We start from the raw sequence: 18,893 nt of genomic DNA, 5'->3' as shown, positions 1-18,893 counted from the left end.
TATCGGTTTGGGTGTACTTAGGGTTTTGTAAAAGTTTGCTTTTGTTATTCTGTATTGATACTGTATACTAGAGATGCCGTTTTGCATTTGGATTTGGCATAGTATTGTCTACAAAGCAAAGTAGCTTCGCGATCATTTTTTCGAAAATATTTGGGCATATGTATTGGTTTTATTTTTAAATTACTCGTTATTCAGTACTGCAATTGCTGGCTCGCCAAAGTTTTACAATTTTGCAGCGTTATTTTCACAAGCTGTTTCTCAGAAGAAATAGTTAATTATTGTATCTCTGATGTATCAGCTTAATACCTTCTTATTGTATATTGTTTATTCCCATTTTTTACCAGAACATCATAATGTTCATATACTTTTATCCCATTGAGGATATAAGCATACCTTCTTTATGATTTTGACAAATATGATTGTGAGTAACTATCTAAAAAAGACACAGATGACAAGTAGAGGTAAGAAAATAAAATGTCTAGTGTAGTTTCCTTCTATAAATAATCGTAAAAAATATTGTGTTTACTTTATGTTTTCTTTAACATTATAAAAGTAGACATAAAACTTTAATTATCATCAGTGCAAAACATCAAAATATATACGTTAAAACCGTAAAAACCCTATTAACCCTTATGAATTATATAAAAAAAGGCAATCCAATATGGATCGCCTATTTTTATACTTGTATATTTTACAAAAATTTAAAACATCTTAAATATCAATATGTTATATTATATAAAACCTCTTTTGCGAGCTTCTTCTAATAATTTTTGATCATCAGCTTTGGCAATAGAAAACATCTCTTTAATCTGATTTTTTCTTTTCTCGATTGCACTTAGTGATAAGCTCACATAATTAGGAAGATTTTTCGTTTTTACACCCCGAGATAAATGATACAAAATCTTAAGGTTTTTTTCATCCAGAGAAAACTTATTGGTCATCATTTTTCTAAAATGATCATTTACCGTGGCACTATAATAGGCTTTACCTTTTACAATGTTATTGAATGCCAATAACAGTTCACTAGACGTAAGATCACTCTTAATTAAGAATCCCGCCGGGTTAATGTTTTTAAGTATGTTATGTATTCTATGATCTTCTCTATGCATGGTGAGAATAATCACCTTTGACTTTGGCAACAATTCTTTGGCATGTTTTGCCAAATCCTCACCAGAAGTAATCGTTCCGTCTGAAGAAGGAGGTAATTTGATATCAATAAAAAGCATATCATAAGGTACCGTCTCAGAAGATTTTACGATGTTTGCATATGCATCATCACAGTTGGATGCAATATCAATCTTAATTTGATACTCTTTTTGATTTTCTCCTAACAAGGTATTTTTATACCCTTCGATAATCATGGGATGATCATCGATCATAAGAACTTTTAGTTTTTTCTTCATCTTTAAAAATTGTTGTTTAGGTTTTAAAAATAATACCGTATTATAATTTAACTCGGCAAAAGAAAAAATAGTATGTATCTATTCTATCTATTAGTTTTACACCGGTACACTTACTGATACGGTAGTTCCTGAGTTTACTTCACTCAAAAACTTAACTACTCCACTCATCTGACTAACCCTCGAAGTAATGTTTTTTAAACCAATTCCTTTTTTAACCTTATTTTCTCTAAACCCTATTCCATCATCTAAAATAGTAAGATTTATTTTATCCTCGACATAATCAAAGTTTATTTTTATACTATCTGCATGGGCGTGTTTAAAAATATTCTGCATCGACTCTTGTAAAATTCTAAAGAAATTTACCTTTTTCTGATCATCAATCTCCTCCCAATCGATATCCTCATCATTATTAAACTCAAACTCTAGCTTATGCACTTCGCACAGGTCTTTGATCAGGTTTTCTACCGCATCAATATAGGCTACATCAGACGGTAAGGTTTCTGCACCCAGATCATGAGAGATGAGTCGTATCTCTTTTTCTATGGCTTTAAGCTCTTCTATATATTTATTTCTTGAATCTGTAAACTCATCATTGGCACGCTGGTTGATCCCATCGAGGCTCAATCGCACCCCAAACAATCTACCTAATACCCCATCATGCAACTCTTCTGACATACGTTGTTGCTCCAACTGCCGACCTTCTTCTAGTTTGATTTGTTGATTAATGAATAATCGATAAATCTCCTCGTTAGACTCTTGCTGGGTTTGAGCAAATAATAGCTCTTTATTACTCTGTTGTTGTCTAAAAATAATATATCCCAATAAAAATAAGGCTGTTAATCCTAGTATTGCAATGATTAGGATTTCATTTTCTCGACTGATTTGTTGATTTTGTTCTACAATTTCATCTGTTTCGAAACGAATACGAGCAAACTTATCTCTAAATAAGCGCTCTTCTTTAACTAAACTATCATTCAGTTTGATATACTCATTTGCATATTCTAATCCCTCCTTACTATCTGAAACTTTAGACAAAACTTGATAAGTCTTTAATAACTCTTCATTCTTTTGTAATTCTAACGATAAATCTTTCGATTGATAAGCGTACATCCTTGAAATACTATCTTCTCCTATAGATTTATAATATTCTGCTAGATGCAACTTATTAGTAGCAATTCCATATTTATCCCCTATACTATCTCGTATTTTTAGCGCTTTAAAAAAAAGATCTGGGATATTAGAAGTATCATTAGACAAAAAATTAACATAAGCTAAGTTATCAATTAATCTAGCACGTCTTTTTGGATTTTTACTTAAAAAATCAGTGTATGTTAGTGCTTTATTATAATATTCTTTTGCTTTATCATATTTTTTTTGAGATTTATATGTTGTACCTATATTGTTATAAGAAGTAAGTATCTGCAACACTTCAGCTTCTGTGCCTTTCGCATATTCTATCGCTTTTTTATGATATTCAATTGCTTTATCATAAAACTCTGTATACTTTGCTATTATTCCCAAATTTGTATAACATAATGGTATATACAAGTTATTTTTAGCTAATTCAAAATTTTCTATTGCTTTAATAGTTAATGATTCACTTTCACTATAATTTTTGATTTTTCTTAATATAAGGGCTAGATCTGTTAAAACCTTACCTCTATCAAATGCATGGCCCTCAGATCCATTTTGTTTATTATATAAGGATGAATATATCTCCTCAGCTTCATAGAAGTTTTCATATGCTAAATCAAGTCTAGACGCCTTATAATAAAGCCCTAAATAAGTATGTGATTCAGCGATATTCAATGAATCATTAATAGATTTAGATAATTTCAAGGCTTTTTCATTCATTATTCTATAATTATCATAATCTTTAAGTTCAAAATACACAAATGAAATTTCTTGAATTTTTTCTATTTTATATGTATTATCAATAAGTGTAGAATAAATGCCATATGCTTTTTCTAAATTGTTTTTTCGTTCTTCATCCGAGTTTTTTTTGTTTCTAGCTTCATCAATATGAGATTGTATTAAATTTGATTTCAATTCCTCATTCTTTACTTCTTTATCTAGATTATCACATCCAATTTGAAAAAGTAATAAGATAATAATTATAAATCTTAATAGAAATCTAAACATAGAAAAGTAATTTTTTTCTAAAATACTCAATTTACAAATAAAAAAAAAGCTCTAATTATATTAGAGCTTTTAATTAACTTAGTTTCTATATTAGTTCTCTGTTCCGCCTGATGATGGTGGTGAAATTACTACTCCGTCATCATCTTCTGTTCCGAATTCATCAAATTCTTCGATTCCCACTTCATCGTTTATTGAATCAGTCTCACAAGCCATGAATAATGTGGTCAAAAATAGTATAGCGAATAATGTTTTTATAGATTTCATAACGTTAGTCTTAAAATTAAAATAGTGTCTTATTATTGTTTTTAGAAAAGTAAACAAAATTATTTCTGTTATCTGTAGAAATTAATGATTAGTTTCCTTGAGTTGTTGGAGTAATAACTTGACCGTCATCATCTTCAGAGATTTCGTCATTAATTTCAATCCCAACTTCGTCATTTACTGAGTCTGCTTCACAAGCGATAAAAAATGTACTTAAAAATAATATAGCGAATAATGTTTTTATAGTTTTCATAATGTTAGTCTTTTAGTTTTAATACTTTGTTTTTTTTTGATAAAGATTTTTTTTAAAATCTTTAGGGGGTATTCAATTTTTCGTTTTTAATTTCGGGGTTGTCGCTGCGCAAACGACGTTTATTTTACTAGAGTACTCTATTTAATTTTTATTTGTTTTTGTATCTCTAATTGTACACTACAAATGTAGTTGTATTCCCTCCTCGCGCCCAATATATTAAGGTGTCTTTAGTAGTTTGGCCTCTATTAGAAGTACATTGACCGATTATACGAGTAGATGGACGGATTTTTAACAATACCCCTATTTGTAGGAAAGGAAGTACTAAGAATATGACAACCTAAAAACCCATTGTTTTTATACAAAAAACCCGATAAACGTTATATGTTTATCGGGTTTCTATAGTAGTATAAACCTATAAAATCTTATATATAAATTAGACTTTTTTTGGCTAAAGTATCTTTAATCTCCTCTACATTGTTTTTATATGATTTGGAGAATGGGATTAAATCGTCTGTATTTTTTATAGCGCATTTGGCTTTTCCAAAATGAATTCTTGACACATAGTGCGTATTGATAATATAACTATTATGAATTCTAACAAAATGGTCAGGTAACAGATGCTGGAAATGTTTTAAGGTTTTAAATGCTTCTACCTTGTTACCATTGCTCATCATAAAATCAGTAGTATTATTATCTGCTTTGAGGTATAATATTTCATCAACATCTACAAATCTATAGTCTCCATAGGATTTAAAACATAAGGTATTATCTTCTACCTGATCAAAGTCTTTTACAAATCGCATTAATGTTCTATTAATTTGCCCTTTATTAAATGGTTTAAGGATATAGTCCAGAATTCTATTGCGTATTCCTTCTATTGCATAATCTGATGTTTTGGTAATTACAATAAACTCTGGTAGCCTAGACATATACTTAGCAAGTTCTGTCATCAGGTTATATTGTGTTTTATCACAATGTATTCCTGGTACTTCTGGTTCTAAAAAAACAATCCGAGGTCTTCTCTCTAAAATTAAATCCAACGCATCATGCTCATCTTTAGCGATTCCTGTACAGATATAATCTGGTTGGTCTTCTAAAGAAATTTGAATAGAATCTGCAATTTTTTGATCATTGTCAATAATTACATAAGGATATTTCATAGGGTATGAGTTAAAAAATTAGAGTTGGTTATAAACATCAAATTATCATAATTACAAGATAGTTCATTTGGCTATTTTTTCCGTACGGTAAAACCGTAATATTATTGCGGAAACCCGCTAGCCACAAGAGCTAACATTGTGTTAATCATCGTTTAATATTTACATTTAATCGATGAAAATGCACTAAAACACATAACGAGTTCATCTGGAGATAAGTATGTCATTTTATAAAAAAATGTCAAAAACAACTTATTTGGGTTAAAAAAGTCCTAATAATAACTTAAGACTATGACTTTATATTGTACAAATCATAAAAATCTATATCTGTTCTCCTTTGTCACTCAATTATTTTAAATAGTTTTACACCTAGTTTTAGAAGAAAATACAATGAAAAATATAGTGGTTCTTACCGGAGCGGGAATTAGTGCAGAAAGTGGTATAAACACGTTTAGAGATGCCAATGGTCTATGGGAAGGGCATGATATTATGGAGGTTGCATCTCCTATTGGGTGGAGGAATAATCCAGAACTGGTATTAGATTTTTACAATAAAAGACGTAGTCAACTCCATACTGTAGCTCCTAATATGGGTCATTTGTCTCTTGTTGAACTAGAAAAGCAATACAATGTATCCATAATTACTCAAAATGTAGATGATCTGCACGAGCGTGCTGGTAGCAGTCATATTATCCATTTGCACGGTGAGTTATTAAAAGTAAGAAGCCAGTTTGATGAACAACTGGTTTTAGACTGGGAGAAGGATTTATACCTTGGAGATCATTGTGAACATAACTCTCAACTACGCCCTCATATTGTATGGTTTGGAGAAGCAGTACCTATGATGGATGTCGCTATCGAGATTACAGAAAAAGCAGATATACTACTTATTATTGGTACATCGATGCAAGTATATCCTGCTGCAGGATTACTGCAATATGCCAAGCATCAAACACCTGTTTATTTTATTGACCCAAAACCATCAATTTCACCTCAACCTAACCTAACTATACTATCAGAGAATGCTACGACTGGTGTTCCTAAAGTAGTAGAAGAGTTGTTACAACAAAATTAACAATATACATAGATAGATATCATTGATGTCATTCCAACGAAAGCTGGAATCTATACCTTTTGTACCTAAATGGATTCCAGCCTTCGCTGGAATGACAAAAATACGATTATAGAACACTACTCCTCTGCAGTTACTTCTTCTATCGCTGTAGTATCAGATTCTTTTATGGGTAACGAATCTCCTTCTTTGGTTTGTGGAGTTTCCTCTGTTTTTCCTATCCCAGAGCGAACAACTTTTGCCCAATTCACTAAGGTTTCTGCATCCTGACCAGATAGTTCTCCATGAATCCAGGTATAAGGCTTTAAAGGCATTTCTTTTTTCTCTATCATCTCTATAAATTCCTCTAGCTTGTGATCTTTTTGTTTATCTGTATAGGAGTCCCATTCTGATACATTAAAATGTTCTTTTCCCTCATCAATCTGATAGGACATCCAATGCGTAATAGGGCTTACTTCCATAAACCATGGATATCTGGTAGTATTACTATGACAATCATAACAATTACTTTGTAAAATGGTCTTTACCTCAACAGGAGCTTCTGCAGCAGCTTCGAATGTTGCTATGCTATCATAACTGCCCTGGTTTTTATCTGGTCTTAAAAACTGAGAAATCACCAAAACAAAAAATAATAGTAAAAATATTCTTTTGATCATTGTGTTATTTTTTAATGAAATTATTGATAATACAACCTGACACACATCATAATCACCTGTAATTGATAGAGATAACGATTTTAACACCTAATTATTATTTATTTACTTTTGAATATTTACTGCAAAGACCTATTTTTTACCTTAATCACAACACTGTTTAGTATTATGTATACTGCCTTATGATATCCCTTGAAAATGTATTAAATACTATTAATCACTCACGAGAAAAAAGGAAATATTTTGCATATTTGATTCTTGATCATCCAGAATTATTACCAGAACTATTAACGATTTGTGCTCGGGTTGATGATGAAATTTCTTGTAGAGCCTCCTGGGGATTAGAGTTTTTGTGCAAGCAAAATCTAAAAGAGGTTTTACCATATCTCGATCAACTTATGGTCCTTGTTCCTAAAGTACATCAGCACCCTGCAGTGCGACCTATGGCTAAAATATTTGAATATCTTATTGTAGCATACTACCAAAAGAAAAATACTCCTGTACAAAAATTTTTAACTGAATCGCATAGAGAAAAAATTACAGAGATTTGTTTTGATTGGCTGATCACAGATCAAAAAGTTGCCCCAAAAGCATATGCTATGACTTCTCTATATTTATTAGGTAAAGAATTTGACTGGATTCACCCCGAACTTAAAATCATTTTGGAAAATAATTATCATGAAGGAAGTGCAGCATATCAAGCCAGATCTAGAATGATATTAAAGAAGTTGTTGTAGTTAAGACGGAAGTCACAAGACAAAAGACAGGAGTTAGGTGTTAGAAGACAGAAGTCGGGAGAGATCTAAGCTTTATCTCTGCAATATCTTTCTGATAGACCTTTTGCTCTTGACTTTAAAACTTCAATTTCTGGCTTCTCAAAAAATTGTAAATCGTAAATCAAAAATCAAAACATAAACTTTATCTTTGCAGCTTCAAAAAAAGAAAATTATGTCTGTATTTCCTTTACAAGCTATCTCTCCTATAGATGGTCGTTATGCTTCAAAAACTGCATCCCTTAGTCCATTTTTTAGTGAAGAGGCTTTAATTAAGTATCGAGTGCTTGTAGAAGTAGAATATTTTATTGCTTTATGTGAAATTCCATTACCACAATTACAAGATATAGACACTTCTGTTTTTGGTAAACTGAGAGAAATCTATACTTCTTTTTCTACAGCAGATGCGCAGGCTATAAAAGATATTGAAAAAGTAACCAATCATGATGTAAAGGCGGTTGAGTATTTTATCAAAGAAAAATTTGATGCTCTTGGATTACAACAATACAAAGAATTTATTCATTTTGGATTAACATCGCAAGATATTAATAACACTGCTATTCCGTTAAGTATTAAGGAAGCCATAGGAACAGTATATATTCCGCAATACTTAGAATTAAAAGACAAACTAACATCTTTGGTTGGTGAATGGTCAGAAATATCTATGTTAGCTCGTACACATGGGCAACCAGCCTCTCCTACCCGTTTAGGTAAAGAGTTTCAGGTATATGTAACGCGATTAGAAGCACAGTTTGATTTATTGAATGATATACCGAGTGCTGCAAAATTTGGTGGTGCTACAGGAAACTATAATGCTCACAAAGTAGCCTATCCAGATATTGACTGGAAAGCGTTTGGTACTCGATTTGTACAAGAGAAATTAGGACTACACCACTCGTTTCCAACAACACAAATTGAGCACTATGACCATATGGCTGCTTTATTTGATGGTCTCAAACGAATCAATACGATTATATTAGATCTTGATCGTGACATCTGGACGTATGTATCTATGGATTATTTTAAACAAAAAATCAAAAAAGGAGAAGTAGGATCTTCTGCTATGCCACATAAAGTAAATCCAATCGATTTTGAAAATAGTGAAGGTAATCTGGGGATCGCAAATGCATTGTTTGAGCATCTTGCTGCAAAATTACCCGTAAGTCGATTGCAACGTGATCTTACTGATAGTACTGTACTAAGAAACGTAGGGGTTCCTTTTGGACATACAGTCATTGCTTTTCAGGCTACTTTAAAAGGATTAAACAAGCTTCTTTTAAATGAAGAAAAATTTGCCGAAGATCTTGAAAACAATTGGGCTGTAGTCGCAGAAGCTATACAAACCATACTAAGAAGGGAAGCCTATCCTAATCCATATGAAGCTTTAAAAGGGCTTACTCGAACCAATGAAAAGATCAATCAAAATTCTATTGCAGAATTTATTGAAACCCTTGATGTTTCTGATACGATAAAAACAGAATTAAAACAGATTACGCCTTCAAATTATACCGGGATATAATCTGTGATTAGATATAATAATAAAAAAAGCGTTGATATTATTTATATCAACGCTTTTTTGTATAACATAACTATGTATTAATCACCAATGTTATCACTGATAGTTTCTCCTATCATTTTGAATGCATCAAGATCAATTTTACCTTTTTCTACAGATTGTGCTAGTTTAACCATTTTTTCTGGTCTCATATTATCTCCTAATACACGTATTAATGCTAATCCTTTTTTCTGATCTGTAGCAAAAACGATTACCTCATCAATATCATCTTCTTCTCCCTGGTACTTTAATACTACTTTAGCTCCGTTTGACCCAAATCGCATTAACGTTTCATACTTCTCAGAACTAAGAATCTTATTTATAGCTACACTTTCTTCTTCAAACCTTATTTCATTATTATCATTAAGTGGTAATGCCAAAAAGTTTACTTTTTTAATACTCTCCAGTGCTTCCTTCTCCTCTTCATTAAGCTCTACCGTTTCTTTATCCAAAAGACTAGAAGGTACATCCACTGCAATAAAATCTACATCTCCCTGGTGATCCACAAAATACTTCTGTAGTGATGGTTCGCTATTACAACTCATAAGCAGCGATATGCAAACTATCCCTAAAATTTTAAATACATTTTTCATTTCTTTGATTTTTTTGGTTGATTGTTTTGATTGATGTTTAATCATATTACTTCTAATCATTCAACTAGAAGTAATATGATCATTATATTATTAAAACCTGATTAGTTTCCTTTCTTCACTTTTTTCAATTCTTTTCCGCCAGGAATATTAAGATCATTTGCCAGTTTAGATACTTGCTTTAGATCTATATTACCCGTAATAGTAAGTATAACAGTTCCTGGCCCGTCATGATTATCATTTCCTTCCAGATACATGAACAATTCTTTTACATAATCCTCACTGCTTCCTGGTTTTACATAAAACTTAATGTTTTCGCCATCATCACTCTTTACTCGCATTAACTCATCCAGAGAAGAATTTTTAAGGTAACTATCAACATCACTTCTCATTTTTTGGCTTACTTCTTTATTATCAGTAACAAATACTTTGATATTATTAATATTTTCTACCAGATTAAGATATTGCTGTGTTTCTTTATCTGAGCTTTCAAAATCAATTTTGCTAAGCAGTTTAAACATCTTACTTGTCATAACCATAGAGGTTACATCTTTCATGTTTTCGTACTTATCAAAATTACTTTGTGCGTTCGATACATATGGTAAAACAGCCAGTACTAATATAATTGCTAACTTTTTCATATCACTTAATTTAAATTATTAACCCGATGTCATTCGAGATTGTTGTTGTTTTTATTTTATAAATTTATTTTTAGTGTTTTCAAATTCTTTCAGGTACACTAATTCCTGTTTACCCTCATTCATATATTGTGAAACCATATTGAGGATTTTTTTGGTTTCCTGTAATGCTATTTCTGGATCTTCATACGTTCCTAAGTTTTTATCCGGCTTTGTTGGCTGATTTGTTAAAAATATTCCTGCAATCAAAGCTACGGATGCGGCTACACCAACCCAGGCATACCTGGTTTTTCTTCGGGTGTTTAGTTTTAGATCCTTAGTAGCGGTTATGGTACTCTCCTGAGAAAAAAATTGAAATAGATCTTTGTATCTCTCCAGGTGCGCCGGCACAGTTTCTCTGGTAAAATAAACCTTTAATTCTTTTTCTTCAGAAATGGTCGTTTCGCCTTCAAAATACTTTTCTAATAATTTTTCTATGTTAGACAACTCCATAATTGTGTTTTTTTAATAATGCTTCTCTAATTTTTTTTCTTCCTCTTGATAAGGCAACTCTCACTGCCGTTTCATTAATTCCTAGCATTTCTGCTATTTCTGGATTATTGTATTGTTCTATATCTCTAAGCTGAATAATCATTCTTTGTTGTTCTGGCAGATTATCCATAATCTTACCAACCCAATCGAGACTATCTCTAGCTTCTACTTGTCTTTGTAACGAAGGTTGCTCATCTTTATAATTACTATGAACAATCTTCAGGTTTCCGGTTTCTTTGGCCTTAAGTTTATCATAACAATAATTTTTGGTCATTGTCATGGCAAAAGCTTCTACATTTTTATATTCAGCCATTTTACTTTTATTCTTCCACAGTTTCAGCAATACTTCTTGTGTAGCATCTTCTGCTTCTTCATTGCTTACAAGTAAACGCTTGGCTAACCTAAAAAGTTTATCCTTAAATCCGTTTGTAAGCGTTATAAATGCTCCTTCTCTCATTTTGGTGGTTTGGTTTGTATAAAACTTTGTCAGCTTTATATTAGGGAGACGACTATGTATGTAATTTGTTACATTCTTTTTTAAAATTATAATAAAGTCGTTACATTTAACGCTTATATACTGTATCAGATCCAAATGTAATATATCATTCCTTAGTATATGTCTACTGTAATCGGAATGATTATTGTGATTTTGTATTTGACACAAAAAACAAAAAAATAGGAAATACATGAAGTACCTAAAATATTTTGCTCTATTATTACTCTTCGGAAATGTACTTACAGGATGTTTTGATGACAATGATGATGTACAGCAAGTATCCAGCACCTTAGAAATCAATGATTATATTTGGAAAGGCATGAATGTCTTTTATTTGTATAAAGCAGATGTTCCTGATTTGGCAGATAATCGCTTTCCTTCTAATCAAGACTTTACTCAATTCTTACAAGGGTTTTCTTCTCCGCAAGCTATTTTTGATGCATTGCAATCTAATGTAGATGATTTTAGTTTTCTGGTTGATGATTATGTAGCATTAGAACAAGCGTTTGATGGTATCACAAGGAATAATGGTATGGAATTCGGTTTGGTGGGTTATCCAAATGACTCTAACAATGTTTTCGGATATGTGCGTTATATCCTTCCTGGTACTGATGCTGAAACAAAAGGATTAAAACGAGGTGATGTCTTTAATACTGTAAATGGTACTCAACTCACCAGAAGTAACTTTAGAGAATTATTGGATCCCGATACCTATACTATTGGGTTAGCAACTTATGATGGAACTGATATAACCCCAACAAGTACTTCTGTTTCTCTTACTAAGGTTCAATATACCGAGAATCCTGTTTTTATTGCAAATACAATAGATGTGGGTGGTAGCCCGGTAGGATATCTTATGTATAATGCTTTTACTGCAGATTTTGACACACAACTCAACGCTGCTTTTGCACAGTTTTCTGCCGATGGAATTACTGATTTGGTATTAGATTTACGTTACAACGGTGGTGGATCTGTGGCAAGTGCCATTGATCTCTCTAGCATGATTACCGGACAATTTAATGGTGAGATCTTTACCACAGAGGAATGGAACGCAGATCGACAGGATCAATTTGGCAGTGTTAATCGTTTTGATAATCAAATACGTACAGGAGAAGCTATTAATAATCTTAATTTGACTAGAGTATATATTTTAACAACCAGAAGTTCTGCTTCTGCAAGTGAGTTAGTTATTAATGGTCTTGATCCTTATATTAATGTAGTACAAGTTGGATCTACCTCTAGAGGAAAGTTTCAGGCTTCTATCACACTATATGATTCAGACAATTTTGGACGACAAGGTGCCGATCCCGGACATACATATGCTATGCAACCCTTAGTCCTTAAATCAATTAATTCTGTAGGTTTTACAGATTATTTTGATGGCTTTACTCCAGAGATAGAAATTGAAGAAGATTTTACTAATTTAGGAACTTTGGGTAATGAAAATGAGCCATTATTAAAAGCTGCCCTGGATAATATATTAGGAACAAGAAGTGCAAAAAGCTATCATAGTATTCGATTAGAAAGCGTTGGAAATAGTAATATGTATGATGCTAATTATGAACGCATGTATCGAGATATAGATTTGTCTAAAACAGAATAATATTTATTTTTAAATTAAAAAAAAGCTCTCAATCTAGATTGAGAGCTTTTTTTATGGATTCTTAATTTATTTTTAAAATTTTAAATCAAATCCTATTCTGGCATTTCTTCCTCTTGTGCTAAATCCAAAAACTTCTTGGTAATCTTCATTAGTAATATTATTCATTGCTGCATATACGGTCAAATTATTCATCAATTTGTGACTAATATAAAAATCTAACAGCCCAAACTCTTTTAAAGTAACAGGAGTAAACGTAGCAAAATCAGTATCCGATCTTTCTGTATTATATTGATAACGTATTGAAGTATAAGTCTTTTTATTTAACTGATATCCAACACTTGCATTAACCATATGCTCAGGAATTCGAATATTATCATCTAATTTATCAATATTGGTATACGTATAATTAGCATTTACAGATAATTTATCCTCTACTGTTTTTGCCGATATTTCTACTTCTACCCCATCTACTTTAATATCATCAACAGAGTTAATATTTACAAAAGTAGTAGGATCAAAAGTGATAAAATTCTCTGATTCGCGATTAAAATAAACTACACTCACTCTGGCTCTATTCTCGTGCGATAATTCTACACCTCCTTCGATAGTAGTACTTTCTTCTGGTGATAAATCAGGATTACCACTCAAAAATGCAACATCATACAACTGAAACAAAGACGGGGTAATATAAGCTGTGCTATATGAAGACAATGCTTTAATATAATTATCACCAAATTTATACGTATATGAAGGGTTCACATTATATACCATCTCATTACCATAGACGCTATGAATATTTAGTCTTGCACCCGCATTAACATTCAAACCAAACTCAGAAGTGTACACAACATTAATATAAGGATCAATAATATCAAATTCTGCTTCATTATCACTTATCGTTTCTTCTAAACCAGAACTCCCAAAAGGAATACTTAAAAGATTAAAATCACTATATGACCCATTTACCCCCACCACAGTATATAGAGTGTTATTAAAGTTATATTTATTATATGCATCAAAAGTAAATACATCGCTCTCATATTTTGATGGGAAACCAGATGCAGTAAGATCTCTTTCCAGTGTTGCTATACTGTTCGTAAATGTAAAACTACCATTAGGGTACTTGAATTCCCAGAAAGATCCAGCTCGTAGCTGTTGACTCTCGAATTGATTGTCACCATCTATTCCTGCAGCTGCATCAAAATCATTTTTATATTGATCTAAATTCCCAAAAAAATGAAACTTAAAATTATCATCCCACTTATACCCTAATTTTGCATATACATTAAACTTTGAAAACGCATCACTTTCTGCTCCTTCTGCTTCTGCAGCCGATAATCCATCTGTAAATTGATTACTCAAACTTGCCAAATAGTTGACCTTACCAACTGTTCCATTAACAGAAGCTAAATTCACAAAATCATTGATATCATAATCCTGATCATCTTGAGATTGATTTGTACCGATACTTGATTGAAAATTTGCAGAAATCTTTTTCTTACTTTCTGTTTTTGTTATGATATTGATCACTGCAGCTGATGCACCAGAGCCATATAAAGTACTTGAGGCTCCTTTAAGAATTTCTATTTCTTGTATTTGATTGACTGATAATAACCTTAAATCAAAATCTCCTGATATAGCCGAAGGATCACTAACTGTTATCCCATCAACTCTAATCACTACTTGACGATTTCGTCCTCCACGAACCGAAACTCCTCGTTCCTGACCTGCTGCGCTCCCATTACCATTAATTATTACTCCTGCAGCCCTGCTAAGTATTGTAGCCACAGATTGCCCTTGACTGCGTTCTAATTCTTCGGCAGTAATTTTGGTAATCACCTTACCAATTTGCTCTCTTTTTAAACCAAATTTAGAATCAGAAATAAAAACCTCTTCCAATTCGTTTACCTTTTCGTCTTCTTGAATTTCTTGTCCAATTGCAAAATAGGACCCCAGCAATAGAAATGCTGCTCCAAAAAACATTTTTTTGTTCATTACTTAAATACTTTATTTTTTTACAATAACCGGAAAAAAGTATGTAGTTTACCCATACCCAAACCTTTGTCCCGAAAGTTTGATTTATGCTGAATAAAGGCAGGTCTCCTGACTCACGTCTTGTTGTTTACCTTCCCGTTTGAACTGAACTCGTTTCAGTTTCTTTTAAATTGATTCAAAAGATGCCGAAACAAATTCGGCACAAGCAGTGGTTTATAAAGAATTAACAACAAGCATCCTTTTTTAAAGGACAAAGTTTACAGTTGCGGGAACAGCTCAGGAATTATTAACTCTAAAATCAGAATTAATGCACCTGATTCCCTTTTAATCTTCAACTCTTTGAATAGAGTATCAGAACCAGAATTCTGGGCGAAAGTATTATATTTTCTGGAATTTCGGATTACTTTAGCGAATAAATATGTATTCACCTACCTTTGCCTTCTTAAAAACCAATTTTAACAATGCTATATTACATTACAGGAGGAGAACGTTCTGGTAAAAGCAACTATGCCCAAAACCTGGCGTTACAGTTATCTCACAATCCGCATTACCTAGCTACATCTCGTATTTGGGATGACAATCATCGCCAACGTATAGATCGACATGTAGCAGATCGGGATGAACGTTGGATCTCCATTGAAGAAGAAAAAGAACTCTCTAAAGTAATTCAAAGTTCTAGTGTCGTGGTTATTGATTGCGTAACTTTATGGCTTACCAATTTTTTTGTGGATACAGAAAATAATATCGAATTATCTCTAGCACAAGCAAAAGCAGAATTTGATAAGCTTTTAAAAATTGAAGCCACAATACTCATTATTTCTAACGAAATAGGAATGGGGGTTCATGCCACAACCGAAGTTGGCAGAAAATTCACAGAACTGCAAGGTTGGATGAATCAACATATTGCCAAACATGCAGATAAAGCCATATTAATGGTTTCGGGGATTCCAGTCGAAATTAAAGGTTCTAAATAACTTAAATATACTATGAATTTTGATATAAAACCTATCTTCAATAACAACCTTGAAGCAATACTGCAAAATAAAATTAATACCAAAACAAAACCTATTGGCGCATTGGGAACACTGGAAACAATAGCTTTACAAATAGGTATGATTCAAAATACAGATCAACCTAGTTTAAAAAACCCTACAATTGTTGTTTTTGCTGGGGATCATGGTATTGCTGAGAAAGGTGAAGTTAATCCATATCCACAAGAAGTTACTGCACAAATGGTTTATAATTTCTTAAACCAAGGTGCTGCCATTAATGTATTTTGTAAACAAAATAATATCGATCTTAAAATCGTAGATGCGGGAGTAAATCACGATTTTGGAGTTACTCCTGGATTAATTGATGCTAAAATTGATTTTGGAACCAAAAATTACCAAGACAAACCCGCTATGAACGCAGAACAATGCAGTCTGGCGATACAAAAAGGCGCTGATATTGTCATAGATACTCATGCTACTGGATGTAATAGTATTGGTTTTGGCGAAATGGGAATCGGAAATACATCTTCCGCTTCATTATTGATGTCATATTTCACAGAGATTCCAGTGACAGAATGTGTAGGTTCTGGAACAGGGCTGGACACTTCAGCTATTAAAATCAAACAACAAATTTTATCTAAAGTTTACCAAGAATATACACCTTCTTCTCCTCTTGAAGCATTAGCAGCTTTTGGGGGGTTCGAAATTGCTATGATTGTTGGTGCCATTTTAAAATCTGCAGAACTCAAAATGACAATAATGATCGATGGTTTTATAGTAACAGCTGCATTTCTTGCTGCTTATGATATACATCCCGAGGTTTTGGATTATTGCATATTTACACACACCTCGGGAGAACAGGGGCATAAAAAAATGCTTGAATTCTTACAAAAAGAACCCATACTTAATCTCGATATGCGATTAGGAGAAGGAACTGGAGCGGCGGTTGCTTATCCTATCATCAAATCGGCTGTAGCTTTTTTAAATAACATGGCTAGTTTTGAGAGTGCAGGGGTTTCTGGTAATGAATAACATATTTTCTATCAAAAACGATCCAGAAAAAACCTAACAGCAAAATGATCGAATTAATTTAGCGTAATGAAAAAAGGGATATTATCTGTTATTGTTGCTACGATGGGAATCTATTTTGTATACTGGTTTAATCGTGGTATTTGTGAAACTATTATTTTATCTTCAGATACAACAAATGTTTCAGAATTCTCATTACATACATTTGGTAATGTTTATAAAATTATGACAGTTAGTATTGGTTTATTGGGGCTTTATTTAGGCGTAATTTCAATGAAAAATAAAAAGAAGATTGCAATAACTGGTATTACCTTATCAATTATTGTTATCATTATTTCATTTCTTCCGCTTTGCGAATACTATCTTCGTTTTAAAACACCTGTTAATCCATAAACTCCAATTTCAGAATAAAAAAACAATAGCTATCATGAAAAAAGAAATCTATATTTTCTTCACAGCATTAATGTTTTTTACGCGTATTCCTTGTCCAAAATGGGTGAATCATGACCCTCAATATTTAAGACTTAGTTCAAAATACTTCCCTCTAATCGGTATTATTGTAGGTAGCATTGGTGCTTTGATTTATTATGGCGCTTCTTTTCTTTTCTCAACAGAAATCTCATTATTATTATCCATATTCGCTACTGTTTACGCTACAGGAGCATTTCATGAAGATGGATTTGCAGATGTTTGTGATGGTTTTGGCGGTGGATGGACCAAAGAAAAGATTCTTCTAATTATGAAAGATTCTCGACTGGGAACTTATGGTACTATTGGATTATTATTAATTCTTGGAGTAAAATTTGCTGCCTTAAGAGAAACCAATACATCATATATCCCATTGATACTTATCTCGGGACATAGTCTAAGTCGGTTTATTGCTACAACCTTAATTTTCACCCATTCCTATGTACGAGACACAGAAGACAGTAAAGCTAAACCAGCCGCAAAAAGCATGACCATTTCTATGCTAATAATAAGTAGTATTTTTGGAATTGCTCCATTGTTTTTTTTCAAAAACCCATGGATATTTCTTACATTGATCCCTATGTATGTCTCCAAAATGTTTCTTGCATATAAGTTCAAAAAATGGATTGGAGGTCAAACAGGAGACTGTGCCGGTGCTGTACAACAACTAAGTGAAGTGGTATTTTATCTCACAATAATAGCTCTATGGAAATATATCTGGTAAGACATACAACTCCGAATATAGAAAAAGGTATATGTTATGGCCAAAGTGATATTGGTATTACAGATTCCTTTCCTTCTGAAGTAAAAAAAATACATCAAAAGATACCCATTTCTGAAGTTTCTAAAGTGTATAGTAGCCCTTTACAAAGGTGCAGGTTATTAGCAGAAACTTTTAAAAAAGAGATAACTATTGATGACCGATTAAAAGAATTAAACTTTGGAGATTGGGAATTAAAACTGTGGGATTCTATCCATAGTAAAGTATTAGATCCATGGATGAATGATTTTGTTAATGTTACTGTTCCCAATGGCGAATCTTATATCATGCTTCAAAAACGAGTAGTAGAATTCTTTAATTCTTTAGATACTACTTCTGATGCAAAAAATATTATTGTCTCGCATGCTGGTCCAATACGAGCATTATTAGCGTATTTACGAAACATTGAACTTAAAGATTCTTTTGATATTAAAATAGCATACGGAGAAGTGGTTGTGATATAGACTAGGTGTAATCTTTTGAAACAGTTTAAGACATTTCTCAATGAATTATGGTATAGATT

At 32.3% G+C, this 18,893-nt stretch carries 20 protein-coding genes and 1 riboswitch; of the genes, 9 read left to right on the top strand and 11 right to left on the bottom strand.

Annotation, left to right across the window (positions count from 1 at the left end):
• Positions 1-731: 731 nt before the first annotated feature.
• The 5 genes from FOF46_RS15135 to FOF46_RS15125 all read right to left on the bottom strand — a co-directional run bounded on the left by FOF46_RS15135 (position 732) and on the right by FOF46_RS15125 (position 5,219).
• Positions 732-1,403 (bottom strand): response regulator, encoded by a 672-nt coding sequence (locus FOF46_RS15135; RefSeq protein ID WP_109438583.1) that lies wholly within the window; start codon positions 1,401-1,403, stop codon positions 732-734.
• A 96-nt stretch (positions 1,404-1,499) separates the two neighbouring features.
• Positions 1,500-3,545 carry an ATP-binding protein gene (locus tag FOF46_RS15130; RefSeq protein WP_143917039.1) on the bottom strand — a complete coding sequence of 682 codons (2,046 nt, stop codon included), beginning with the start codon at positions 3,543-3,545 and terminating at the stop codon, positions 1,500-1,502.
• A 90-nt stretch (positions 3,546-3,635) separates the two neighbouring features.
• A complete protein-coding gene (locus FOF46_RS31590; protein WP_167571858.1) occupies positions 3,636-3,809 on the bottom strand; it encodes a hypothetical protein in 174 nt (57 codons plus the stop codon).
• An 88-nt stretch (positions 3,810-3,897) separates the two neighbouring features.
• Positions 3,898-4,059: a hypothetical protein gene (locus tag FOF46_RS31585; RefSeq protein ID WP_167571857.1), complete on the bottom strand. Its 162-nt coding sequence runs from the start codon at positions 4,057-4,059 to the stop codon at positions 3,898-3,900.
• 422 nt (positions 4,060-4,481) lie between these two features.
• On the bottom strand, positions 4,482-5,219 hold the full coding sequence (locus FOF46_RS15125; protein WP_109438581.1) for a LytR/AlgR family response regulator transcription factor: 738 nt from the start codon (positions 5,217-5,219) through the stop codon (positions 4,482-4,484).
• A gap of 387 nt (positions 5,220-5,606) precedes the next feature.
• Here FOF46_RS15125 and FOF46_RS15120 point away from each other — a divergent pair, with 387 nt between their 5' ends.
• A complete protein-coding gene (locus FOF46_RS15120) occupies positions 5,607-6,290 on the top strand; it encodes an SIR2 family NAD-dependent protein deacylase (RefSeq protein ID WP_143917038.1) in 684 nt (227 codons plus the stop codon).
• A gap of 116 nt (positions 6,291-6,406) precedes the next feature.
• Here the strand turns inward: FOF46_RS15120 and FOF46_RS15115 are convergent, their stop codons facing one another.
• Positions 6,407-6,943, bottom strand: a complete 537-nt coding sequence (locus tag FOF46_RS15115) for a heme-binding domain-containing protein (RefSeq protein ID WP_143917037.1) — start codon at positions 6,941-6,943, stop codon at positions 6,407-6,409.
• 179 nt (positions 6,944-7,122) lie between these two features.
• Here FOF46_RS15115 and FOF46_RS15110 point away from each other — a divergent pair, with 179 nt between their 5' ends.
• Entirely contained in the window at positions 7,123-7,677 is a 555-nt protein-coding gene (locus tag FOF46_RS15110; RefSeq protein ID WP_143917036.1) for an adenylosuccinate lyase, read from the top strand.
• Positions 7,678-7,888: 211 nt separating this feature from the next.
• The gene (gene purB, locus FOF46_RS15105) at positions 7,889-9,232 is read left to right on the top strand and encodes an adenylosuccinate lyase (protein WP_143917035.1); all 1,344 of its coding nucleotides are present in this window, start codon (positions 7,889-7,891) and stop codon (positions 9,230-9,232) included.
• Between the two features lie 77 nt (positions 9,233-9,309).
• Here purB and FOF46_RS15100 read toward each other — a convergent pair whose 3' ends face one another.
• The 4 genes from FOF46_RS15100 to FOF46_RS15085 form a co-directional block, all read right to left on the bottom strand.
• Positions 9,310-9,813 (bottom strand): DUF4252 domain-containing protein, encoded by a 504-nt coding sequence (locus FOF46_RS15100; RefSeq protein ID WP_208746781.1) that lies wholly within the window; start codon positions 9,811-9,813, stop codon positions 9,310-9,312.
• A gap of 149 nt (positions 9,814-9,962) precedes the next feature.
• Positions 9,963-10,499 carry a DUF4252 domain-containing protein gene (locus FOF46_RS15095; protein ID WP_109438575.1) on the bottom strand — a complete coding sequence of 179 codons (537 nt, stop codon included), beginning with the start codon at positions 10,497-10,499 and terminating at the stop codon, positions 9,963-9,965.
• A 51-nt stretch (positions 10,500-10,550) separates the two neighbouring features.
• Positions 10,551-10,988, bottom strand: coding sequence for a hypothetical protein (locus FOF46_RS15090; protein ID WP_143917033.1), 438 nt, complete (start codon positions 10,986-10,988; stop codon positions 10,551-10,553).
• Entirely contained in the window at positions 10,975-11,484 is a 510-nt protein-coding gene (locus tag FOF46_RS15085) for an RNA polymerase sigma factor (protein WP_109438573.1), read from the bottom strand. The genes FOF46_RS15090 and FOF46_RS15085 overlap by 14 nt, the downstream gene beginning before the upstream one ends.
• A gap of 229 nt (positions 11,485-11,713) precedes the next feature.
• On the opposite strand from FOF46_RS15085, the gene FOF46_RS15080 reads away from it, so the two are divergent.
• Positions 11,714-13,126: a S41 family peptidase gene (locus FOF46_RS15080; protein ID WP_143917032.1), complete on the top strand. Its 1,413-nt coding sequence runs from the start codon at positions 11,714-11,716 to the stop codon at positions 13,124-13,126.
• 72 nt (positions 13,127-13,198) lie between these two features.
• Here FOF46_RS15080 and FOF46_RS15075 read toward each other — a convergent pair whose 3' ends face one another.
• Positions 13,199-15,121, bottom strand: a complete 1,923-nt coding sequence (locus tag FOF46_RS15075) for a TonB-dependent receptor plug domain-containing protein (RefSeq protein WP_143917031.1) — start codon at positions 15,119-15,121, stop codon at positions 13,199-13,201.
• 81 nt (positions 15,122-15,202) lie between these two features.
• Positions 15,203-15,498: riboswitch (cobalamin riboswitch) on the bottom strand.
• A gap of 84 nt (positions 15,499-15,582) precedes the next feature.
• On the opposite strand from FOF46_RS15075, the gene FOF46_RS15070 reads away from it, so the two are divergent.
• From FOF46_RS15070 to cobC, 5 genes are all read left to right on the top strand, one after another.
• A complete protein-coding gene (locus FOF46_RS15070; RefSeq protein WP_143917030.1) occupies positions 15,583-16,095 on the top strand; it encodes a bifunctional adenosylcobinamide kinase/adenosylcobinamide-phosphate guanylyltransferase in 513 nt (170 codons plus the stop codon).
• A gap of 12 nt (positions 16,096-16,107) precedes the next feature.
• Complete coding sequence (cobT, locus tag FOF46_RS15065) at positions 16,108-17,145, top strand: nicotinate-nucleotide--dimethylbenzimidazole phosphoribosyltransferase (protein ID WP_143917029.1); 1,038 nt, start codon at positions 16,108-16,110, stop codon at positions 17,143-17,145.
• A 66-nt stretch (positions 17,146-17,211) separates the two neighbouring features.
• Positions 17,212-17,535 carry a hypothetical protein gene (locus FOF46_RS15060; RefSeq protein ID WP_143917028.1) on the top strand — a complete coding sequence of 108 codons (324 nt, stop codon included), beginning with the start codon at positions 17,212-17,214 and terminating at the stop codon, positions 17,533-17,535.
• A gap of 34 nt (positions 17,536-17,569) precedes the next feature.
• Positions 17,570-18,334 (top strand): adenosylcobinamide-GDP ribazoletransferase, encoded by a 765-nt coding sequence (locus FOF46_RS15055; protein ID WP_143917027.1) that lies wholly within the window; start codon positions 17,570-17,572, stop codon positions 18,332-18,334.
• Positions 18,316-18,834, top strand: coding sequence for an alpha-ribazole phosphatase (cobC, locus tag FOF46_RS15050; protein WP_109438566.1), 519 nt, complete (start codon positions 18,316-18,318; stop codon positions 18,832-18,834). Before FOF46_RS15055 ends, cobC begins: the two co-directional genes overlap by 19 nt.
• Positions 18,835-18,893: the final 59 nt, after the last annotated feature.

Origin of the sequence: Aquimarina algiphila, from assembly GCF_007489275.1 — a bacterium.
Taxonomy (GTDB): Bacteria; Bacteroidota; Bacteroidia; order Flavobacteriales; family Flavobacteriaceae; genus Aquimarina; species Aquimarina algiphila.
The sequence above is the reverse complement of the archived record's forward strand: the minus strand, read 5'-3'. Positions and strand labels throughout refer to the sequence as shown.